Raw genomic sequence first — 24,674 nt, 5'->3', positions numbered from 1 at the left:
GCAGGCGTAAGCAAACTTTAATTGAAATAAATAACCCATTGGATTCGAGGACATTTTTTGCAAGCGGTTACATCTAGCCGCTCCGGATGACGAAGGTCTGCTAGAATTTAACCTTTATATTTTAACATTAATTTTATCCAAATTTTTGGAGGAAAATTACAATATTATCTATTGGATTATTGATTTATATTAAAAAGACTTGTTTTTAAGCTGAAAATATATTAATTTCAAAAAATAATTTTTAATCGGAGAAGTTCAGATGGCACAACTAGGTAGACAGGAACTTGTAGATATTCTTAATGGAGCTGCTTTCTTAGCGAGCGGTGGCGGTGGTTCGCGGGATATGGGGCAACAGATCCTTAATTGGATTTTGGAGAAATCAGAGGCAGTCGAACTAATAACAATTGAAGAGGTAGCGGCAGAGCAATGGGGAGTCGTACCTTTTGCTGGAGGCGCACCCAGCAACATCCCACCTTCAACAAAAGATACTTTTTTACGTCTGGGACTCTCCTCTAAATTGTTTGCCAGTCGAGGCAAAAATTCCAACCTTCGTTTCGCGCTCCCAGACTTAGAAAAAGTTGCAACCGTTCCTTTCGATCTTCTAGAGAGCATCTTGAGCCAGCAGAAGGAATTCCCTGAAAATCATTCTTTCGATAAATTTTCCTGCGTAATGCCTCTAGAAATTGGCACTGGCAACACTTTTTTAGCCATGTTTGTGGCGGTAAGTAAGAGCATCCCTATAGTTGATTGTGACGGTGCTGGGCGCTCGATACCCTCACTCAATATGCTGATGTATTCTGTCAGCGAGATTCCCGTGCATCCTGCTACAATGGCTACTATTACATCAGATCCAGATCGAAGAAACAAGGTAGCAATTTATGTAGACCAAGTTTCTAAATCGAACGAGCTGATTACAGAAATAATGCAGACAAAGGAATTTGAAAATGAAGGTGTTATGGCATCTTATGTGATGGACGGTAACACTTTACAAAATCAGCATCCAGTTATTGCTAACACCATTAGCCTAGCCCAAAATGTGGGTTCGGTTCTGCGTCAGGCAACAGAGGTAGGAGAAAATCCAATTTCTGCACTGTTGCAATTTTTGAACGGTTCTGGTAGCGCTAATAATCCAAGTGCCTTTCTGCTATTTCAGGGAATCATTACCAAAATTGACAAGCAAAATATTGGTCGATTGGATAAGATTACTGTAGTCCTCGAAAACCAGGATGAGCAGATTAGCGTCTTAGTTCTAAACGAAAATTTGATTGCTTGCCGCGATCGCTACCCATTTGATTCCATCGAACAACCCATCGCAATGGGGCCGGATCTAATTTGTTACTTAACTCCCGACGGGACACCCCTAACCAATGAGGAGATAAAAGAAGGTCAGGAGTTGGCTATTATTGGCTTGAAAGCACCAGAGCGATCGCGTTACGTAGAGTCTATCATTGATAGCTATTTGCAGGGGCTTAAACTACTGGGATATAACGGGCCTTATATACCGATTGAGCAATTACAAAATGGCTATATCCGGTTAAGCGATCCTACATTCCAATCCCTCTAATGAGAGGGATTTTTGATTTTTCCTTATTCGGTTAAGCGATCCTACATTCCAATCCCTCTAACGAGAGGGATTTTTGATTTTTTCTTATTAGGAACCCAATATAGTAAACTTTAACTCAGTTTTTAAGTCATTGCTTTCGATTTACCTTGTAGTAGGTTAAGCGGCTTTGGGATAACTGATTTCTAATCAGCGACTGCAAAAAAGTCACTGCTGTAGTAGTAGGGTCAACTACGGGGGCTGGCCTCCCTAATTCGACGCTCAACCCAACCTACGAATAATTAGATAAATTTATCACCCTCAGTACGAGAGAGCCAACTTGTGCAGTCTTCCCGACTTAGCTTTTAATTTGCCTTCTAAATATAATATACGGAAAGTTCCCCGATCGGCTAGTAGCAATCAAAACTCGATCAATTTAAATTTTTACAATCATAGTATTGACAAAAGGGACGGGAACCCCTCTGATTCTACAACTGGGCTACCCACTTTAAGGTTTAACAAAAATTGCTCGGAAATTTGGTATAATCCATAGCAGTTTTTTAAGTGACGAAAAAAATCGCATCGAATACAAGCTGCTGGTACGACGGTTGGTTGATGGAATGCGATCGCACACCATCTTCTCTAAATTAAAGCCGTATCAATTGCGATCGCGCCTTTCTCGGAATGTCAATGCCTTTAATTAAAATAAAAAAGGTAGGTTGGGTTAAGCAAATCAACGCAACCTACACAATTGCAGTTATGTCCTTTTTTCTTGAAATCGGGTTAAAAAATATCCTAACCGATCTAGTTGGTTTTTTAAGGGAAAAAAATTTTTTCCGACTTTGATCTGGTTCCGAAAACTCATCTAGTAAGTACTTGGGGGTAGTTATATCAAATCCGGTGGCATCGGCATGACAAAATAGTGTGAGCGTCCCGCGACGCGGAAAGAAAAAACCCGTCGCCGAGAAACCGGGTTTCTGAACCTTTGCAATAACAAATGTAGGTTAGGTCGAGGAACTTGACCCAACCTACAGGATTCTAGTTATGTCCCTTTTTTGTTGGAATCGGGTTAAAAATAATATTACTCGAGATAATTTTGTTTTTCAATTGACAATGCAATTGTTCCGACTTTTCCGACTTTTCCGACTTTTCCGACTTTTCCGAGTTCGTGTAACTGAGGTTCTGCTGGCGCTGGGTGATTCTCCAAAGGTCGGCACGGGAGCAATAGGACTGACGCCACGCTACGCGATATATCTGCGGCACTCCAAAGGTGCGTGAGCATACTGCCCTTGCATTCTCCTCCACCCAGATAATGCTGCTTTATTTAATCCTAGAGTATAGAGTATAGATGCCCTGATGATTAAATTGTTTGTATTAAGGACTTTAGTCCTGATTGGGAAATTAGCCCGGTTACTTCTGAGTAAAACGCCAAATCCCATCCCAATTATCGGGGACGCCCTGCTCGAATAATTGCTCAATTCGTTCCAGGTATAGCGCCGCTGTTTTATCTTGATAATTGATTGCCAACACTCGGTCAAAATACTCTTTTGCTTGCACAAATTTACCCAAACGATAATACTCTAAACCCCGGTCAAAGTCGGGTTGAGTTTGTAATTTTAATTTCCTCACCTCCTCAACTTCCGCATCCAACACTTCATAAATCTCAATCGGTTCATTTTTGCCTTTAACAATGGCCTGGTCTATAAAGCGAACTTTGTATCGTTCGGGGTGGCTTAATTTCTGCAAAAATTGCCCGGAAATTAACAAAGAAACTCCATAAAACTTGGTCAAGCCTTCCAAACGAGCGGTGAGGTTAATTGTATCGGAAAGCGCATCGCTTTGCATCCGATTGTTGACGCCAATAATTCCCACCATGATGTAACCCAAATGAATCCCGATGCCGATTTGAATCGGTTTATGGCCTTCTTCTTGACGATGTTGATTGTATTCTCCGACTTTGGCGATTTTGGCAATTCCCGCTGCGACTGCATCATCTGCACCATTGGGGAATACAGCCATCATGCCATCTCCCATGTATTTGACAACCAAGCCATTATGCTTTTCAATTTCGGGACTGACTCGCCGCAGATAGGCATTGACAAAGTTGAAGATTTCTTGGGGAGTCATGGTTTCGCTGAGGGTGGTGAAAGAACGAATATCGCTAAACATGATTCCCATTTCTTTGCTGACTTGGTCGCCTAACTTGACATCGATAATGCTCTCTCGGCTGAGAAAATCGAGGTATTCATGGGGAACAAAGCGTCCGTAGGCATTGGTGATTTTCGACAATTTGAGGTGAGTCTTAACTCGCGTCAACAATTCATCTTTAGCAAAGGGTTTGGTGATATAATCATTGGCGCCAAATTGGAAGCCCGTGACTAAATCGGCGACTTGATTTTTGGCAGTCAACATGACGATGGGCAACTGTTGGGCGGGGTATTTTTCCCGCACTTTGGCGCACACTTCATAGCCTGACATATTGGGCATCATCACATCGAGCAACATTAGGTCAACAGGTTGGTCGTCCTCAAGTGCAGCTAAAGCTTCTTCTCCATTTAGTGCTTGGGTGATTTTGTAATTGTTGGTCGAAAGGTGATTTTGCAAAACTTGCAGGTTGATCGGTTCGTCATCCACAATTAAAATGTGGAAATCTCCTTCAGCGACGCTATTATTTGCCGGTGCGGTTTCTGGCAGGTTTGCTGATGAAAGGTTCGCTTCGGTGATAGGACGGCGAATGGTACTGACGGTGGGAGCGGTGGGGATATCTTCCACAGGTGCGTCGGAAGTAGGGAGGGTAAAGGTGAAACGGGACCCCACACCGACTTCTGATTCGACCCAAATTTTGCCGCCGTGCATTTCGACTAACTGTTTGGTGATGCTCAGTCCCAATCCGGTACCGCCATACTTGCGAGCGGTAGAACCATCGCCTTGTTCAAAGGATTCAAAGATGCGGTCTTTTTGAGCGGCGGGAATGCCAATTCCGGTATCGGAGATAGCAATCGCAATTTGTTTTGATAATTGGTTTAATTCTGACCCATTACCCATTACCAATGACCCATTACCCATTACCAATTCTGCTGAAACTTTAACTGTTCCGGAATCGGTGAATTTGATGCCATTACCGATGAGGTTGAGCAAAATTTGTTGCAGGCGGTCTTCATCCACATAGGCGGGGGGTAATTTGGGAGAAATTGCATTCACAAGTTCTAGGTCTTTGCGTTCGACCAAACCTTGGCTGAGGGTCAAGACGAGTTCAACAATTTTGCGGATATTGACGGGTTTGAGTTGCAATTCTAAGTTTTTGTGCTGCAGTTTGGAGAAGTCGAGGATATCGTTGACCAGGTTAGAAAGTCGATGTCCGCTTTGAGCAACCATCCAAAGGTTGCGTTCCTGAAGTTCTGTGAGCGTTCCCGTAGCTCCTTCCAACATCGATTCGGCAATGCCAATAATGCCGTTGAGGGGGGTTCGCAGTTCGTGGGAGGTGTTGGCTAAAAATTCATCTTTGAGTTTGTCGAGTTGTTGCAGTTCTTGATTTTTGATTTCCAGGGTCTGTGCGTATTCTTCTAGCTGCTGATAGGAGAGTTTGAGGTTGTTCCAAAGTGTCGCACCGATGCTGATAACCGCAGAACCCGCTACTGCAACTAGGGGTGTAAAAACAGGGATTAACCAACCGGATAAAAAGGCAATATAGCCGCTGGTGACGATAATCCCTACCGCCAGGAAAATACCAACGACTGACAAGAATCGCCGACGCACGTACAGGGAACCAAACGCGGCACTCGTTCCAGACCAAAATAGAATTAGCAGCCAATTCAGAGGCTTAATTGAAGCTTGCAGCATGGGACGACCTTCTAGTGCTGCACTCAAAATCTGGCTGGTGATGTTGGCATGAATTACCACACCGGGTGTTAATTGCTTTGTTGCCGTCAGAGTGCTGCTGTAAGGGGTTTGATGATTGTCGTTGAGACTGGGTGCTTTTGCTCCTAACATGACGATGCGATCGCGCATCATTTCCCTGGGAATGCGGTTCTCTAAAACATCCGTCATCGAGATATGGGGAAAGCTCTTGAGTCCCCCTCGATAGTTAATTAAAATTTGGTATCCCCCCGTGTCGGATTGCTTGTATTCTCCTTCGTTACCCGTCAAGGGAACAAATGCTGCTTTGCCTAACCCATAGATGTTGTTTTTTTGAGCGATTACTCGCAGTTTTATCCCTTCTTTCTCCAAATACATGCGTGCCAATTTGACACCGAATCCTTCCACCATTGTGTCGTCGGACTTGCCGAGGATCGCCAACCCTCGGCGCAGCTTGCCATCAGCATCCAAGACTATATCGTTGGCTCCCACTTGACCCAACTTTGCTAACGCGGGTGGGGGAGCGATCGCAACTTTGCCAACTTTTTCAATTCCGATTAAGTTTGGGGTAGTGTTGAACACTTCGACTAATTCCTCATGTCCCGGTTCGACTGGCAAATCTCGATAAAGATCGATCCCAATTGCTCTCGGTTGCTGAGCTTTTATATTTTGAATAACCCTTGCCATGACTTGGTCGGACATGGGCCAAGTTTTGACATATTTGATATCTGGCTCGTCAATCGTGACAATGACAATACGGCTCTCAATCGGTTCGTTTGGACGCAGGCGAAAAAATTGATCCCGGAGCGACCATTCGAGTAAGTTGAAGATGCCAGCCATACTGCCAGCAATGACTAAGCCTGCTACTGTAGGAGCAACGATCAACGCTGCTCGCCATTGTTTAATTGTTGTCTGGAGTTTTTGCCGCATTGGATCAAATGGTAATGGGTAATATCCTATTAACCATTACCTCTTATTCATCCCCCAATCAGCAACGCTCGCTTTACAACTGTTCAGCGATCGGCTCTTTGGCGATCGCGTTCAATCCCACTTGCTCTAACAACTCCCTCCACTCCTTGAGCAGGTTGGTATTATTAGGCTCTAAGCGTTTAGCGGCTGCTAAAACCCTCAGCGTATCGTACCAAATTCCCGCTTTAGCTAATGCTGTTGCCTGTTCGATCGGGGAGGAGAAAGACTGGTTATTCTCAGTCGCGACTCGCTTCACCCATCCAGTTACGACATAATTATCGGGTCGCAGAATCCCATCTGGTTGAATCGGCGCAAACACCCACATATAGTTTTTCCCCATTTCTAATGCGGGTGCATTTTCTGGCAGGGTAACGCTGACAATTCCCCCAGTTCCAGAAATCGATAGTCGCGTTTGGTAGTGGGGGTTTCCTTGTTCGTCTTGCAAGCTGAAAAACGCTGCTCTCGAAAGTGTAGGCGGTAGGTAAACAAAGAATGTCGGACGTGCTGACACCGTGCGTCCAACTTTTGTCGGTGGAATTACGGCAGTCATCTGTAGAGGAGTATCGCTTCGCACCGCGCCGCCAACGCTGTTAGAAGGTGAGCGATCGCCTGGGGTACCAAATTGCACATCCCCTCTACTCCCACCCCCAACGCTGTTAGAAGGCGCGCGATCGCCTGGTGTACCAAATTGCACATCGCCTCGCGCACCTCCTCCCACGCTGTTAGAAGGTGCTGAATCTCCTGGGGGGTTAAATTCCAAGGCTGGGGTTGAATTGTCTAGTCCAGTTGTCAATAGTAATCCCGCACTCATGGTTGCTGATAATAAGCTGCGGGAAAGGTAGAATGTAGCTTGGCTCATGTTGCACCTCTATAATTTAAAAACCTTAGTAAAATTAACTTGAAAAATGGCTATAGCCAATTCCCAATTAACACAAAGGAAGCCCAAAAATATGGCTGGTTGTGTAAGGGATTTTTCCTAACAGCAAGTTGGGCTTGGCGGAGTGCTTCTGCCTTAGAAATTTTACTGTCTTTCCGGGTTAGCTGGCGATAGAATTCGCTCATCATTTCAGATGTTGATTCATCATTAACCGACCACAAACTTGCTAGAGTACTGCGGGCGCCTGATCGCAGAGCAAATCCTGCTAATCCTAGAGTGGCACGTCGATCTCCCGCTGCGGTTTGACAGGCGCTCATCACGAGTAATTCAATCGGATTGGCAATACCCAACTTACTTTTTTGGAACAAAACATCTAAATCTTTAATCCCTATTTTATCCTCCCAAGTTAGTATAAATGTTTCGTCTTGATTGGAACTAAATTGACCGTGAGTTGCCAAGTGCAGCACGGGAAAAGATTTACCCTCGATTGCTGTTTGGAAGCTGGCGCGGGTAAATTGTTGATTGAGCAAAACCTGCGCTTGAACTTCCGAACTAATTTGTTTAATTTCTTTTTCTACAGCAGGTAAGGCAATAAAGCCTTGGCGGGCTTCGGTTAAGGCGGCTGCTAATACGGTAAATTCTTTTGATTCGAGTGGTTCGGGAAATAATTGCAAACCTGGACTTATAGCAACGCTGTATTTTTCTATCAGATACTGTTTCCCATCGTAAAGTGCAGCCATTGGTAAGTTGCGGAACAAACCATCGGGAACAAATACTAAAGTTTTAATATTGTTACTGGCTAAATCTGCTGCACCTGGTTGAATCAACCAGTCATAAACTTGTTTAGATAGTTGCAAGCGCTCGTCGCGGGAATAAGCTGGGAAAAGGGCAGAGTAGAAGTTTTGGAGAGTTTTTTCTATTTCCTGGCGAGGCAGTTGGGTGGCGTAGTGGCGTAGGGGTTGATTGGGAATCGAGAGAATTACTTCTAAGCGATCGCTTAAAATAATCGGATATATCACCGCTGCTGTTGTATCAATTTGATCGATTTCCACCGGCTTAGTTTTGATACAAGCATCGCCAAAAAAGTTATCTAATTCTGCCAGTTGTAATGCTTCGAGGACTTGACGAGCTTTGGCTAGGTTAGCTTGTGCGATCCCCCCCTGCCCCCCCTTGCCAAGGGGGGGTGTTCCCTGCTCTGCCTGGGAACGCATCAGGTGGGGTGTGCCCTGGTTCCCTGGCTCTGCCTGGGAACGCATTACACCAGGCTCTGCCTGGTATTTGCCCTGGTTCCCTGGCTCTGCCTGGGAACGCATTACACCAGGCTCTGCCTGGTAATTCAGGGGGGGTGTTAAGAGGAGGCTGGCGAATTCGCGATAAATTGGTTCTACACTTTCTTGAAATTCAAACTGAATTTCTCGATTAATTGCCACTAGGTCGATCCGCAAAGATTGCAGGCTCTCAAATGCTTTATCGTAAGCTGCGATCGCTCGCTTTATCTCCCCCTCTTGTTGCAAAATTCGACCCAGTTGCCAAGCCGCACGCGCCACAATATCATCGGCTTCAATTCCTTGCACAATTTGCAGCACTTGCTCTGTTACAACTTCGGCATCTTTCCACTGCCCGTGAAGTTCGTACAGCTTTCCCACTTCAGTTAAAGCATAGGCTTCCGCTCTGCGATCGCCCAATTCTTTTGCTTGCTTCACCGCCGTTGCCAGAATCTGGGCAATATTTTGGTTGGTAATGGGTAATTGTCCCGAATTTTTGTGTGTGCCTGCCAGTTTAATCAAGCTTTCAGCGAAATTCACCCGCGCATAAATCGAGTCTCGACTTGGGGATAAATTAGCTAATTTCGCCTGGATTTGGGGGATGAGAGCGACGGCTGCCTCCCTCTGTTGGTTGGCGATTAAAAGACTTAATTGATTGACTTGCGCCTGCACTTTTGTCAGGTCATCAGTTGCCAGTTGCGCGGCTTTTTCATAGTACGAAATTGCCACATCCTTTTTTTGCAACATTCTGGCAATATTCCCGATACTAAACAGCGTCACGCTCGTATCGGCTGGGGAATTCAGTTTATCGCTAATTTCCCAACTTTTTTCTAATATTTGCTTGGCTCTCCTTAAGTCGCCAATCGTTTGCAGCGTCATGCCCAAACTCCTCAAACTATCGGCTTTGAGCAGAGTATCCGGTTGCGCTTGCATCTGTGCGTTCACTTGCTCTAACAAAGCGATGGCTCGCCGATATTGTCCCATAGCTTGCAAAGCCAGAGCTTGGTTCATTCTGCTGCCCAGTTTTCCGCTTTCATCTTCTGCACGGTTGTAGGCTGCTTCTGCTTCTTTCCAAGTCTCTAGCGCTGCTTCTGTTTCTCCCTTCGCCAATTGTTGCAGTCCCCGCGCGTTCAGCGCTTGCGCCAAGAGGAAATTACCCCTTGCCTCCAGTTTGTCAACCCCTTGCAACAAATTGATACTTTGGTCAATCGTCTTCTGCGCCTGCTGCCATTCGCCCAACTGGTGATAAGCTGACGCGAGATAGTTGAGACTTTGTGCTTGATTGAGGGTTTCCTGGCGTAAGCTATAACCTTGCGCCGCTTGTTCCCACAGGGTGGCGGCTTCCCGAAACTGTCCCGCCTCGTAGCGAGATTTTCCCTGTTGCAGCAACTGCGACGCCGCTAACAACTGCTGGACTTGGCTGTTGCTTTGGTAAAACGTTGTTGCAGAAAGGAATCGTTCTCCAAGGCTCACCTGATCGCCTGCTAGTGCTGGCACGATCGTTGTCACCAACAACACAGTCAGCACAAAGTAAACCGGCAAAGCGAAAGATGATGCCCAAAATACTTTTTTCCAGTTGCGCTTTGCTTTACTCTGCTTTTTACCAGGTTGGTGAAGGTTTGCCATAGGTTTAAATATCACCCCTTGCCATAAGTTTCACAATTACCCCTTGGAGGGATTTTAGACGCGGGATGCCTCATAGCTGCTTTACAATAATCCCGTTAGTTATGGCTTAGGCTCCAGACGAGCCACAGGTTTGAGCGATTTAACCAACTGAATCTAAATCATAACTTTTATTTTTTTTATTGTATATAAAAAAAATAAAAGTTATGATGCTTTTTCCTGAGAAAGTTGTCTAACCCAAAAGGATATATTAATTTGGCTAAAAATGGAGCGTTATAGCATTTATAGAAACAGATGACCATTTTTAGTCAATTAAACTACATTTTGGCCAGAATTATCGCATCTTTTGCAAATCGTTGCAATGAGGAAATTGATACCCAGGACGTACAGTAGTGCCGTTAGGTAGGTGCGCCACCAATTCTACTTGGCCTTTTTCATTCACCACCCAGCCGGTGGCTTCGACTATTTGAACCCTGGACTGGGAGATCGAAGATGGGGGATTTTGAGGGGAAGTATTTGCACGTTCGTTGGCAGAGGAAAAATCTCGCAGATCTTGCCAGACAGTCTGACTTCTAGCGACGGTAATAGCTGATGTTGGATTTTCTGGTAATCCTCCGCGTCCGGTAATGGTAAAAGAATTGCCTTCTGCTGCGGCACAACCTACAATAACTTGGTCGCTTGGATCGCTGACTTGTGCGGGTAATGGCAACAATCCGGAACCGGGATCGACTTCTGGGGTGTTAAGCGATACAGTGCCGGAAACACCAAACTTAGAACTAGCAGTAATATCGCTCAGCGGGGTGAGTTGTGGCTGAAATGCCAGACCAAAAATACTGGTAGCATTAATATCAACATTGCCCCCCCGACCGAAGAAAGCATTGGCTGTAATATCGCTATTTTCTGGGGCAAAGGCAACAAGAAATCTTGTATCTATCCTAATATTGCCGCCATCGCCACCTGCAGCCTCATTCCCGGCGTTAGTTGAAATCTGACTTTCTCGACGCAATACTAATAAATCTGACAACGCCAGGGAAATATTACCGCCGTCGGTACTAGCTGTTTCCGCAGAAATTGTGGCGCGATTGTCGAGAGTGAATCTGTGAGCTTGAACTGCGATATTACCACCCCTACCGCTGCCTTTGCTATCGACTGAAATCTCCGCACTATCTCTAATTGCAATTTGTGGGGAACTGATGGCAATATTGCCACCATTCCCTGTAGAACCTCGGGTTGTATTAGAAAATAAACCTGTATCTGCGCCGGAGAGAAAGACTGATTCGCTGGCATTAATATTAATATTGCCCGCATTTCCTCCACTTTCGGTTAAAGCTTCTAACTGTGCGCCGTTGGTGACTGATAAAGATGGGGTATTAATAGTTAGAGTACCGCCTTGCCCGCTTGCTCCTGCCAAAGTTCCCACAAATGCACCGCTGGGGAAAAAAGGCGCGCCAGGATTGCCATCGAAGGAAACCGATGCGGTTGCATTAATCAAAATACTGCCTGCATTACCTGAAGATACAGTGCTGGCACTAATACCAGCACCATTGCTGACAGAAAGTTGACCCGTCTTAATTTCTATGACATTACCTTGACCTTGGGAACCTGGTAAAACTTCACTAACAATCGCAGTAGTAATCGCCCTTGGTTCGGGACGATTGGGGATGGGGAGCAAAATTCCCCCGTCAAGCGCAATCGATCTTGTTGCTTCAATATCAATTCTGCCTGCATTACCAAGCCCCGCAGTAGTGCCTCTAATTTGCGCTCCCCCTGCCATTGACAGAGAGCCAGTCTTAATTGTAATAGTGCCAGCATTGCCAATACTATTAGGTCTGACATCGCTACTAAAACCACTGAAAATTCCCCGTTCGTTCGTACCTGTAAGGGTAATCGAATCTAAGACAGAAACCGTCACATTGCCAGCATCGCCAATACCTCCTGTAAAGGAACGAACTTGACCGCCGTTAGTGGCAACATAGGTATTGGCATTAATCTCTACATTTCCAGCTTTACCGCCATTTGAGCTAAAGGTTTCACTTCCTACCACAGAGCGATCCAAGGAGATTGAATCAGCATTAATGATGACGTCGCCACCATTGCCACCGCGAGTCAAATTCGATAATATAGCTCCGTTTGCTTGCAAAGAATTGGCGGTAATAATTAGCCTTCCACCCGACCCTGGGGCGCCTCTACGCACATTACTTTGCACAAAATTAGTCAAGGAAATAGTAGGTGCGTTTAGATTAACATCTCCGCCTTGACCTGCACCGTAGGTGGCACTTTCAATGTAGGAATCTCCTGCAGCAGCTGGGGCTTGAATAATTGCCGATTGACTTCTAAGATTAATGTTTCCTCCAACTACCCCTTCGGAAAAAATTTGAGATGAAGGGGGCATAAAAATATCGCTTTTGGCGAGCAGGGTCATATCTCCACCCCTGCTGATATACCTGGGGGGAGAAGTAGAATAATCTGCCCCAGAAGTATCAAGAAAGTTGGGGGTAACAATCCTGCCTCGCGAGTCAATTACCACGTTCCCGCCTCCAGCAGCAGCGGCTGTGCCAATCAGATTGTTAACGGTAATGTCACCGGATAAAGCGAGATTTGGTTGATACTGATTGGTTAAAAAAACCAATCCGCCAGGAGCGATAATTCTATTGATGGTTATATTGGCACTGGTTGCCGTTCCATTCGCGTTAGGAGGAGCAGAAAAACCCGTTGTCTCTCCTGTAATTCCAGGTGGATTGAAATTAGTTGTTCCGGATCTGATATCGACGGTCGGTGTAAGATTGCCACTAATAGGAACTGTTGTTACTCCATCAGAAAGAGTAACTGTTTCATCGAGCAAGTTGGTAGGATCTGTTCCTGTAATTTGAATCCTGTCAATATTGACGCTACCACCGGCAAAAATATGGAGGGAAGCGCCTGTATAGCTGTTAAAACTAACGTCGCCACTGGCGCGAATAATTGGGTCGTCGTCACTGGATAAATCTCCTCGATTGCCATTTATATTTTCGATGGTAAAATTGCCGCCGCTGTAGAAATGGGCGTTCCCACCGATAGGATTGGCGGAACGGAACGTCATATTTTGTCCGGAAAAGAAGCCACTGGCGGGATGATTTAAGGCAAAGATGTCGAGCTTATTTCCTTGGACTAATAATTGTTGTCCGGCGGAGGCGATGAAAGCATCGCTAATGCTGTCTCGCACCCTGAGATTATTAGCAGCTTGTAGGGTTAAGTTACCCCCTGCTTGTAACTGACCTTGTAGGTCAAGATTATTACCAACTAAAGTTAAGTGTTGCCCTGGGGACAAGTTGCCGGAGTTAGCGATCGCACCAGAGTCGGGCAACCAATCCCCTAACCCCGGACGCACATTGAGCGTCAGCAGGGGAGGCGCGGCGGGATTGTCCGTACCGAACTGATAACCATTCTCCAAAACCAGGTTTCTGGCGGTGCTGGCGAAAAAAGAACCTGGGATATCGAGTCGGGCATTTTTACCAAAGATAATGCCCTTGGGATTAATCAAGTATAAATTGGCACTACCCAGCACTCCCAAAGTACCAAGAATTTGAGAAGCTTGATTTCCCGTAACTCGTCCCAGGATATTTTCAATTCCAGCAGGGTTGGCAAAATAGACACGTTGCAGATTACCGACGTTGAAATCTTGGAAACTGTGGAACAGATTGCTACCGCGAATTGCGCCTCCATCAATGCGATCGCTCAAACCACCTGGATGGGGAACATTCGGAGTAACGATCGAACGTTCGACGCCCAAACTGTTGTCTGGGATAATCTGTGCCAGGGTAGTTGTGGATAAGCTTAAGGTATAAGCGATCGCGCCACAACTTGCTAAGATTCCAATCCGGTAAAGCACCATATATTTGCCGAAGCGAAACAAAACATCTCTATCAGGTCAGAAACCCGGTTTCTCTGAAAAATCGTTGGGAGAGGAAACCACAGATTTAGGTCGAAACCGGGTTTCTTTGTAGGGTGCGTTAGCGATAGCGTAACGCACCATCTACCATACCCAGTATATGTAGGGTGCGTTAGCTAGCAGAGTACAGCACCTACCTATATGTAGAGTGCGTTAGCGATAGCGTAACGCACCATCTACCATACCCAGTGTCGTTGCGTAAGTCCTGTCTATAAAACCAAGGCAGCCATATTGACAGTAGTGACTCCTGTTAGCGAGATTGTACCACCATTTAAAGAAGTCAGATCCAACTTCAGACTACCACCGATCAGATCGGCGAGGTTATCGATTGCATTGATCAGACCATCACCATTACTATCCAAAGCACTGCTGCTGATGTTAAGTTGGCTGAGATCGATTTTGTCTTGACTGATAAAATCGGTAATGATGTCGTTACCAAAATCGGCTCCAAAGACAAAGGTATCGTTTCCAGATCCACCCGTTAAATTATCATCACCCCTGCCGCCGATTAAGGTATCCTGAGCTAGACCGCCGTTAATCGTATCATTGCCACCCAATCCAGACAAAACATCGGTGCCATTGAATCCGTCAATTTTGTCAGCAAAGCGAGTACCAGTAATTTGATCTCCCGCATTATCACCCTGCAGGTTCAAAGCGGGATTAGGGCTAGATAGCACAAACTTGGGCAGTGAAAAATCAACATCAGCAGCACCGTTTCCCGATACAAAAGTCACTTGAGAAACATTACTATTGACGGTGATATGTTTAACTGACCAATTGCCATCAAAGTCAAAACCGCCAAGTTCTCGCAATCTCGTTTGAACTAAACCATTCCCATTAGAATCTTGAATCGTCACGTTTACCCCAGTGGGATTGGCAAAATTAAACGAGTCTAACGCCGCTTGCAAATCGGCAAATGACCCCAGTGGATTGCCGTTACTATCGGTGACAACTGCCCCTGTATCCGTCACTAATATATTGACAAAACTGGTTACAGTTGGGGAAAACTCACCACCTTCAAAGGTCAGATTTTGTGTCTCAGTGCCGTTATTAAACGCAAACGAACCGCCAGAATAACTTTCGCGCCGATAAACGCCGCTTTCAATAAAATCAGCCAGCGCATCGATTACCGCTTGTTCATCTTGCGTGTTGGACAAATTTCCATCAGCTGATAGATTCATCCAAACCGCCAGATCGGCTAAATATGCTGGATCGTAGATTTTCGCCCATTCCCCAAAAAATCCAGCGATACCAGTCTGACCAGGTTGTAAAAATTCCGAATGATTATAGTATGGATATCCGGAACTTCCACCGCCACCATCAGGGTCTGGATTCAGGAAAAACGACGGTGTAGAACTGTTGGGGTTGTTTAAATTTTCAATCGAAAAAACTTTGAATTGCTGTCCGTTATTTAACACCCCTTGAATTGCATAGGTTGAGACATCTAATCGCCCATTGGCTGTAATCGATCCTGGGGTAAGAATTTGTTGATTTACGGAAACGACTTCGGCATCGCTTGTAATATTTAGAAACCCGAAATTCGCTCTCCCTTCGTTCGCATTCTTTTCGACATTGTAATTGAGGAAAAGCGTGGCATCAAAAGTTGTTTCATAATATGCGGGAAGGGCGGCATTCAAATTACCATTGCTAGGACTTTCAGTTCCTAGCGTGCCGGAAAAATTAATCGGCGTAATGTAATCGTCACTGACTTTAGCATTGACAGTAATTGTCTTCGTTGCGCCTGGGGCAATGCTGTTAAACATCACCTCAACCGTTTGAGCATTACCATCTCCGCCACCCGAAACATCCAAGTTAATGCCACCGTCAAGACCGAGACTTTGCACGGTTAACCCGACTGGCAATACCTTGGTCAAATCGTCTTTAATTTTGACATCTGTAGCGGTTGCGACGCCATTGTTTGTAACTTGAATTTGGCACGTGACATGATCGCCAGGAAGCGCAATAAACTGTTCCGGCGTTCCATTACCATCTCCATCGACTTCTTGAGTAACGCTGGTAAATTTTTTGGTTAAATCCAGCTGCACCACAGGAGCAAGGAGACTGGTATAGTCATCTTCTGTGGGGTCGTTATTATTGACGGCTGAATCTGGATCGAATTGTTTGGCAGCAATGATTTCTGCAACGTTGGTGTAGGCGGAAGCGCTTGCTGCATTCAGAACTGTACCCGTAAGGGTTAGAGTTGCATTGCTTCCCGATGCTACAGTGCCAACATCCCAAATACCAGTCTGACTGTTGTAAGTCCCAATGCTAGATGTGGCGTTGGTAAAGTTAATGCCAGAAGGCAGTAAATCTTTAACTTTTACACCCGTTGCATTTGCTGGCCCGCTGTTATTTAATGTGATTGTGAATGTAACCGGATTACCCACAATTAAGGCAGTGTTGGATACTGCTTGACTTAGGGACAAATCGGCTAAAGATCCCAAAGCAGTTGTGGTAGCGTAGGAGAATTCCTCAAAACCCGACTCGGCATTCTGAAACTCTGCATAGGTGTAGATATAGGGATTGCTTGTAAATGCACTTCCGGGTAAATACACAAGCACATCGCCAACCCCACTCCCTGAATTGAGACTGGCATCTAATAGCACTGTCTCATTTAAGTTAATGACTGGATTTAAACCACCCAACTGACCTGTAGTTGAGTTGTAACCTGTAAGATTGGAATTTGGTGACTGAAATACTTGTAATTTGCTTAAGGCAATTTGAGGATTGCTATTGCTTTCGTTCAGGTCAATGCGAAACTCGTAGTAGCTAGTATTGTCAACGGTAATCGTAGGCAAATCGCTCAGAAGAATTGCCTTTGTTCCCTGCTTCTGCGTGTCGAATTGCGTCGTTCCGTTTGTGTTGTAGCCTCTTTCGAGGGTACTACCTTGGCCTGATTTGAGTCGGAGAAAAGAAGTTGTCGCGCCACTTCCTCCAGGATAATTTGTCAGAGAAAATAGGACGGTGTTTCCTAATGAGTCTTGCAGCGATCCGTTACTCTGCAAGCTGGGGTTTGTCAAATCTAGTGTCATGATTCTACCGACTATTTGCGATTAAGTTATCTGAAACTAGATGCACCGCGATCCTAGAAACCCGGTTTCTTTTTCAGTTTCTTTGCGTAAGTCCTGTTTATCTGAAACTAGATGCACCCGATGAATACCTTCTATCTGTTGGCGATCGATCCAACAAATATTCTCAGTTTCGGCTCACCAGGTATAACCACCCAAACGGACGAAACAAGCTTGAATTCCGCGCCTAACTGGTTGTTCATTCAATATCCTTAGATTTCAATTTTACACCAGCCAAGCCAGATCGTATATGAAGATTTGATGAAGTTTACTAAAGTTTTGGTATGATTTTCCCTATCCTTCAAGCAATTTATTTTAACTCAGCAACAAAAATTCTTATGCTTATGCTTAAATAAGCCAAAAGGACGGTTAAGTCGCCATAATTGAAACAATTATTTGTAAGTAATTAGCTCTCGAAATAGATGCACCCGCTCAACCCGCAATTGTATTTAGGCCGCATTTTATCCGCTGGCGATCGCTCGCAGGAATTTCTAGCAACTACCCACAAATGAGCAATCGGCTGGAAGACCGAACCTAAATATATTTTTGATAAAATTAATCTTATCTAATTTTTTTGGCATTGGCAATAGTTTTTTGTAAAATTTTGTGATAGTCATTGAGGGAATTCGTTTAAATAAAAAGTAGGAAAAGTAGGAAAAGTAGGAAAAGGCAGAGGCTTTGGTAATTGGTAATTGGTAATTAGTAACGGACTTACGCTCATATTCCGGGTTTCTCTGAAAAATTGTTAGTTTGGCAACGAGCGATATGCCTCCCTTCCGCACTCGCGTTCGCAGCAAGAAACTTTGGTGATAAACTGTCGTGCGTAAGTCATATGATGTCCGCCTAATTACCCTGAATAAAAATATCACCGCGTCACCGTGTCACCGTTCTCCCAAGTCATTCCTAACTATGGGTGAAGAACCGGACATAATATCATATGATGTCCACCTAATTACCCTGAATAAAAATATCACCGCGTCACCGTGTCACCGTGTCACCGCGTCATTCCTAACTATGGGTGAAGAACCGGACATGATATGAGATGTGGGTAACGACAAGCTTTTAAGCCAACTCTTCCATCACTATTCGTCGCATAATCTCGGTCACTTCCGCCGCGATTCTGGCATCCATTTCCTTAGCTTCTCGATCGATATCTCGCGGATTGAAGGCTTTTGCTGCTCTGAGTGTCATGGCAAAAGTTCTCAATTTGGAGGGGTTTCCCGTGGCATTGGGACGCCTGTCGATCAACTGTACGAGTGCTGTGTAAGTAATTTCGTAGCGATTTCTGGCATCGCTCGCTCCCCAGCCTACTTTAGAAATAATAACTGGATCTTTGATAACATTTTGCAAGCCCAATCTTTCAATGGCAATATCAATGTAACGCGCTCTATCTGTTCCCATTGCTCTGGCAAGGCTTTCTAGGCTATACCACTGTGCGTTTGGCAATCTGGCGGCGGATGGTAAATGATAGTGCCACCCTAACATTGAAATCAGTCTGGTTAAATCGTAGGCAGAGACAAGATTGTCTCCCCGCGCTTCTTCTGGTGCAGGTTGAGCGACAATTCTTTTAGCTTTGCGATCGTAAAGTTGTGGTGAATTAAATAACGCATTCTCTCCATATCTGCCTGTAAAACTGAGGCTGGTATTACCTGTTATCTGTTTCAGCCAATTTTCTAATCCCGAATAGGTTTCAAACCGCTTGAACATTAAACCCAGAGAGTTGGAACTGCCATATTTGGCGCGATAGCTGACTAGATCGATTGCTAACTCATGAAAAGGCAATCCTTCTGTACTTCCTGAAGCTCTGACTACACAGTCGTCAATGTCACAATTGATAAAGCTTTTATTGATTTTACAGATGAGATTCAAGATGGCAATTATTTTGGTAGCACTCCAAAACTGAACTGAATCGAGGGCATTTTTCCCTAACCAGTTGGCTCTGATTTCTCCATTGACAAAGCTGCCAACGCAGACGCAGGCTTCTTTGATATCTGGGTGTAAAAAGTTGAGAGTGCTAGTGTCAATATTGGGTTTGATTCCAACTTTTGGATAGGGACTAAAGGTGACGGTACGAGTCGGGTTAGAAAGGGCGATCTCTTCCCCAAATGAGACGATTTGAACGTTATCGGTTTTCTGGAGCAGGCGATTGGGATAGGTTGGGATATCCTTGTTGTAAGGGGAATTTTCTATTTGGCGATCGCGTATTCTTAAATTCCCCTCGGAAAACCCTTTCTCCGATAGCAGTAGCATCTCAAAAAATTTATTCCTGTCTTTGGCTGTTTTCAGCCGCAACTCTGCTACATTCGGATCTAGTAAGGCTTCTGCGATCGCTTTATCTATTACTCCCTTACTCGTGTCGGCAATTCCTTTAATTTGGCAGAATTCATTCAAGCCATTTTGCGTGCGAGATCCCCAATCCCCATCCCACCATTGACCCGCCGGGTATAGCCCCCAAGCACTGAGAATTTTTTGAATTTCTAAAATTAACTGACCATCTTCTTTCAGTTGGGCTAAAGTAATTGTGCGATTTTGTTGGACTATCTCTCGCAGGTTCATAGCTCGTGGATAAATGTTTAAATTACTATATTATCCTATCTCGCTTTCGAGTAGATCGGCTGGCTAATGGCTAATGGCTAATGGCTAGTCTGAAAAGATACTGTCGAACATTTATTAACTACATTTTGGGCATAAATAATCGCAATATTGGCAAATCGTTACAATTAGGATGTTGATATCCAGCAGCCACTCCAAGCGCAGGCGCTACCAATTCTACCTGACCCAAACTATTTATTACCCAGCCAGTGGCTTCTATTATTTGAACGGGCGGATTGGATTTCTTTAATTGAGAATTTTGATGCGAAGTATTCCCAGTTTCTGTAGCTGGTGAAAAATCTTGCAAATCTCGCCAAATTGTCTGACCTCGAATAGTCGTGCTTGGGTCTTCTGGTAACCCTCCGCGTCCGGTGACAATAAACGAGTTACCTAGCGCTGCTGCACATCCCACAATTACTTGGTTAGTGGGGTCAATGGGAGTGGTGTTTAATTCAACCAATCCCTCAGAAGTGTTGACTTCGGGGTTGTTAATCGCCACAATACCGGATACGCCAAACTGGGAACTAGCGGTAATGGCACTATTGGGAGCAGTGAAAAGACCCGTCGTGTTAATTTGGATATTCCCTCCTCGCCCTTGGAAAGCGTTGGCAGTAATGCGGCTTCCTTGTAGAACTGCGATGGTATTCGCGTTGAGAGTAATGTTGCCCCCATTGCCCGTTTTGCCTGCTTCTGCTGTGATTTGACCCAGACTGCTTACTTGCAAAGAGCGAGCATTCAATACCATATTGCCCCCTTCACCGGATGCGGTAGCAGCTGTGATGCGGGATCCTCCTTCCACAACAATCTGTTCTGCATTTATCGTCAAATTTCCACCCCGACCAATCGCTTGATTGTCTACACCGACTCGACCCGAATTCGAGACAATCCTAACAAAACATAGTTAGGACTGACGCGGCGACGCGGCGACGCGGCGACGCGGCGAGTTTTAATTAAGGGCGAAAAGCCTGACATCATATCAAACCAACCTACAAAGAAATGGCGAAGGTATTGTTCAAACAACCGGGTTGATTTTGTACTCGTTATCTTAGTCGTTGCAAGTCGTTGCAATTAAGCTGAGGATGCACGGGAGTTTGGTCAGGCACACTCGCCACCAATTCTACTTGTCCTTTTTCGTTAATTATCCAGCTGGTGGCTTCTACTATTTGAACCGGCGGGTCAGATTTGTTTGATTGAGGTTTTTGCTCCGAGGTATTTGCACTTTCTGTGGCAAAATCTTGCCAATCTCGCCAAACTGTCTGACCTCGAATCGTAGCAGTTGGATCTTCTGGTAAACCGCCGCGTCCGGTAACTGTAAACGAGTTGCCTTCTCTAGGGGCACATCCGACAATTACTTGGTTGCTGGGGTCGGTGACTTGTTCTGGTAATTCCACTAATCCGGAAGCCGGTTCTACTTGTGGATTATTGATAGTGACGGTGCCAGAAACGCCAAATTGAGAACTAGCAGTAATATCGCTATTAGGGGTTTGTGCTGCTCGAAACTCCAGCCCCAAAATTCCTGAGGCAGTGAGTTGAATATTGCCGCCTCTCCCCTCAAAGGCATTAGCGGTTATATCGTTATTTTCCCTGGTAATTGCGGTAATTAACGGCGCATTAATCGCAATATTTCCGCCATCTCCGCCTGCACCTGCCGTTCCGGCGGTAGCAGTAATTTGGCTATTTCGACGCATCAGTAATAGGCCATTTACTTGCAAGTTAATATTGCCTCCTTGTCCAGAAGCTGTGGCGGCTGCGATCGAGCTTTTGTTATCCAAATTCAGAGAACCAGTTTGAATTTGGATGCTTCCTCCGATGCCTCTTCCTTGATTGCTGACGCTGGTGGAAATTTGGCTATTACGATCAACTAAAACTGACTCTGGTGCCGAAATCAAAATTTGACCTGCATCTCCTCGTCCGGAAGTACTGGCACTGATTCTCGAATGATTATTGAGGGATAATCGTCTGATATTGAGGTTAAGCGTTCCGCCGTTACCAATTGCGGTTGATTCAACACTGCTGGAAATGGAACTATTATTAGCTAGGGAAAGTTCATCGGCAGTAATATTCAATTGTCCCGCATTTCCTTGCCCTTCTGTACGGTTGAATATTTGAGTAGTATTCCTCACCGTAAACAAACGAGTAGTGATGTTTATATCGCCAGCATTCCCCCTAGCTCCTGCTCTAACTTGGCTGAATATATTAGAGCCTACTACAGCGTTATTATTCGCATCTATTAAGATGCTTTCGCTGGCATTAATGGTGATATTGCCTGCATTTCCTTCCCCATAAGTATTGCTATTCAGCTCCGCGCTAGTTGTTATAGATAGAGAGCGGGTATTAATCTGAATCTCTCCCGCATTGCCAACTGCTGATGGCCCTGCCACTGTGTTGTATATTCGAGAACCATCACTCATTAATTCCCCGTCCAAAACAACTGTATCGCGGGCATTAATAACGATATTGCCTGTATTTCCTCGCACATAAGTGCCAACTTCTATTCTGCCGTTCTCAACTAAATTGACATTCTGGGCATTAATTCTCACACCACCCGTGTTTCCCTGAGCAAAATTACTGAGATTCAAACGACCAGCATTGGCGAGTCTAAGATTATCTGCATCTATGAAAATGTTGCCTCCATCGCCGCTGCCACGGGTAACGTTAGAAATTGTGGCATTATTAATGTCTACATTTCTGCCATTGATAGTAATATCTCTGACTCGACCTGCCCCGAAAGTTGTGGCGGTGATTTCCGCTGTAGATTGCATGAGCAACTGCTGGGTATTAATGTTCACTCTACCTGTATTTCCAGTGCCTTGGGTGAGGGTGAACAAACCACTTTTTGCCCCATAATTCGGGTTGAAGTTGTTGCGGTTGATCGGGTTAGTTGGCAAAGCGTTTCCGGTGCCGCGATTTTGCACCGATACGTTGAGGGTGTAGGTGTCTCCCCGGTCAACGCGATCGCCTTCTAATAGCTGTACGCTGTTTGCTACTGTATCGAATTCTCCAACGCCAATGACGTAGGTTCCGGGTGAATTTATTGTGTTAGCAAAATAAGAGTCTTGGGGAGCAATACTTCCGTCGCCGCCGCTGGCTATATTTGAATCGTCACTGTTTGCCAATACTTCTCCCGTTCTCCGATTGAACAGAAAAATTTCTGTGTCTAAACTCCCCGGAATTGCTTCATAGCCATCACCGCCGTCAATATCTACAATGACGCGACTGTTGGGAGCAGAAACAGTAAAAGAGTAATAGTCATATTGTTGATTTGCCGTTCCTAATACGGTGTTGCCGCTGATAATTTGCTCGGGGGTGCGCTGCACGGAAACATAGGGAATTCCATCAGCACCCGATGCTTCTACGTTGGGGTTCGGTTCGCTACTCAATGGCAATTCATCCAGATTATAGACGAGGATGCCTTCAAAGGGAGAGGGGACAAAATCTTTACTGTTTCCAGCGATCGCTACCTGTCCAGCTGCGTTAATGGTAATATCTCCCGCTGCACCGCTGTGGGTGGCTAAGGTCACAATTTGTCCGCCACTTTCTATGACTAAATTATTGACGTTAATCTCAATCGCGCCGCTATTGCTGCTGCTATTGGTGACGGTGGCAATAAATCCTCGATTGGCTAAACGCAGGTTTCCTGGAGTTTGAGCAGCTCGATTAATAATAATATTGCCCCCCGCGCCGCTGTTGGCGGTTTCCCCATAGCTGAGAATGCCGCTAAACAGTCCATCGGATGTGAAACCAGAAATATCTATATTGTTGGCGTCAAGTCGAATATTCCCTGCATTTCCTGATGCTTGAGTAATCGTTGTAATTCTGGCACCTGTGGTTAAATTAACCGAATTGCCAGCGATGTTAATATCGCCCCCATTGCCTAATGCGCCAGATTGTATCGTATTGGCAATCAGACTGCGATCGCTCAATCTCACTTCTCCCCCCGCATCGATTGAAATATCTCCCGCCCTAGCCCCTGCTAGGCTGCTATTAGCAGCAATTCCAGCATTGAGTTGAGAACCGCCAGACAGGTCGAGGTTGTTCGCGTGCAGGGTGATGCTGCCGCGATTGGTTGATCTGACATCTGCGATCGCACCATTGCTCAGTGCGATATTACCTCGCCCGACGCCCAGGGGAAAAGAAGTATCACTTGCAATTGTGACAATACCTTCTCCTACCAATCCACCCAACGCCACTTGACCCCCTGGTGCGAATAATCTTCCCCCATCTATGCTGACGTTACCGCCTAAAATGGCTAAGGTTTGATTGGGAGAAACTTCTAGGCGAGACTGTCGCACTTCTATACTCCCCGCATTACTCCCGTACTGCAACCCAACGGGAACATTGATAGTTAGTAAAGGTGTTGCTATGGGATTTTTGGCACTAAAAATACTGCCATCAGCAAATTGGATGCTGTCGGCGGTACTGCTAAAAAACGAACCACCGATATTTAACCTTGCATTTGAACCAAAGATAATCCCGTTGGGATTAATCAGAAATAGATTAGCCGTTCCGTTGGCACGAATTAATCCATCTATGTTAGAGATATTGCCACCCGTTACCCTCGTAATAATGTTGTCAATTGTGAGGGCGTTGTCAAAATGTGCCGTTTCCCCCGTGCGGACGTTAAATTCTCGCAAGCTGTGGAAAAGGTTACTGCCTGCCGTTGTCCCGCCGGTAATCTGTTGAATTTGCCCTTGCTGATTCACCACCGAGTTATTCGGCAAGGTGCCGTCGGGGTTAATTTGGGCATTAGCACCCTGAGAAGTTACCAATCCTCCTAGTATTAGCGGCATAACTTGGACAAATTTCAGTGCCGATTTCATGGCAATAAACCTTGGGGAACGTTGCATCTGTCAATTTTAGCGAAAAGCTGATATTTTGCTTGATTTTTTATTTATGTCGAAAAAATGGCTTTTAAAAGTAGTAAATTTAGTAAAATTCCGCCTATTATTTAAGTTCA

The 24,674-nt window shown here is 45.2% G+C and carries 9 protein-coding genes; 1 reads left to right on the top strand and 8 read right to left on the bottom strand.

Going from position 1 to position 24,674, the window contains the following annotated elements:
- Positions 1–259 precede the first annotated feature (259 nt).
- Positions 260–1,564 carry a DUF917 domain-containing protein gene (locus ACE1CM_RS04065; RefSeq protein WP_374876133.1) on the top strand — a complete coding sequence of 435 codons (1,305 nt, stop codon included), beginning with the start codon at positions 260–262 and terminating at the stop codon, positions 1,562–1,564.
- 1,386 nt (positions 1,565–2,950) lie between these two features.
- Here ACE1CM_RS04065 and ACE1CM_RS04060 read toward each other — a convergent pair.
- The 8 genes from ACE1CM_RS04060 to ACE1CM_RS04025 all read right to left on the bottom strand — a co-directional run bounded on the left by ACE1CM_RS04060 (position 2,951) and on the right by ACE1CM_RS04025 (position 24,537).
- A complete protein-coding gene (locus ACE1CM_RS04060; protein WP_374876132.1) occupies positions 2,951–6,325 on the bottom strand; it encodes a CHASE2 domain-containing protein in 3,375 nt (1,124 codons plus the stop codon).
- Positions 6,326–6,398: 73 nt separating this feature from the next.
- Positions 6,399–7,223 (bottom strand): DUF928 domain-containing protein, encoded by an 825-nt coding sequence (locus tag ACE1CM_RS04055; RefSeq protein ID WP_374876131.1) that lies wholly within the window; start codon positions 7,221–7,223, stop codon positions 6,399–6,401.
- 50 nt (positions 7,224–7,273) lie between these two features.
- Positions 7,274–10,132 carry a CHAT domain-containing protein gene (locus tag ACE1CM_RS04050; RefSeq protein ID WP_374876130.1) on the bottom strand — a complete coding sequence of 953 codons (2,859 nt, stop codon included), beginning with the start codon at positions 10,130–10,132 and terminating at the stop codon, positions 7,274–7,276.
- A gap of 331 nt (positions 10,133–10,463) precedes the next feature.
- Entirely contained in the window at positions 10,464–14,021 is a 3,558-nt protein-coding gene (locus ACE1CM_RS04045) for a filamentous hemagglutinin N-terminal domain-containing protein (RefSeq protein WP_374876128.1), read from the bottom strand.
- A 245-nt stretch (positions 14,022–14,266) separates the two neighbouring features.
- On the bottom strand, positions 14,267–17,089 hold the full coding sequence (locus tag ACE1CM_RS04040) for a hypothetical protein (RefSeq protein ID WP_374876127.1): 2,823 nt from the start codon (positions 17,087–17,089) through the stop codon (positions 14,267–14,269).
- Positions 17,090–18,187: 1,098 nt separating this feature from the next.
- Entirely contained in the window at positions 18,188–19,681 is a 1,494-nt protein-coding gene (locus tag ACE1CM_RS04035; protein ID WP_374876126.1) for a hypothetical protein, read from the bottom strand.
- 118 nt (positions 19,682–19,799) lie between these two features.
- On the bottom strand, positions 19,800–20,543 hold the full coding sequence (locus tag ACE1CM_RS04030) for a hypothetical protein (RefSeq protein WP_374876125.1): 744 nt from the start codon (positions 20,541–20,543) through the stop codon (positions 19,800–19,802).
- A gap of 214 nt (positions 20,544–20,757) precedes the next feature.
- Entirely contained in the window at positions 20,758–24,537 is a 3,780-nt protein-coding gene (locus ACE1CM_RS04025; RefSeq protein ID WP_374876124.1) for a filamentous hemagglutinin N-terminal domain-containing protein, read from the bottom strand.
- Between the last annotated feature and the right edge of the window lie 137 nt (positions 24,538–24,674).

The sequence above is a fragment of the Microseira sp. BLCC-F43 genome (assembly GCF_041929235.1).
GTDB lineage: Bacteria > Cyanobacteriota > Cyanobacteriia > Cyanobacteriales > Aerosakkonemataceae > Microseira.
The sequence above is the reverse complement of the archived record's forward strand: the minus strand, read 5'-3'. Positions and strand labels throughout refer to the sequence as shown.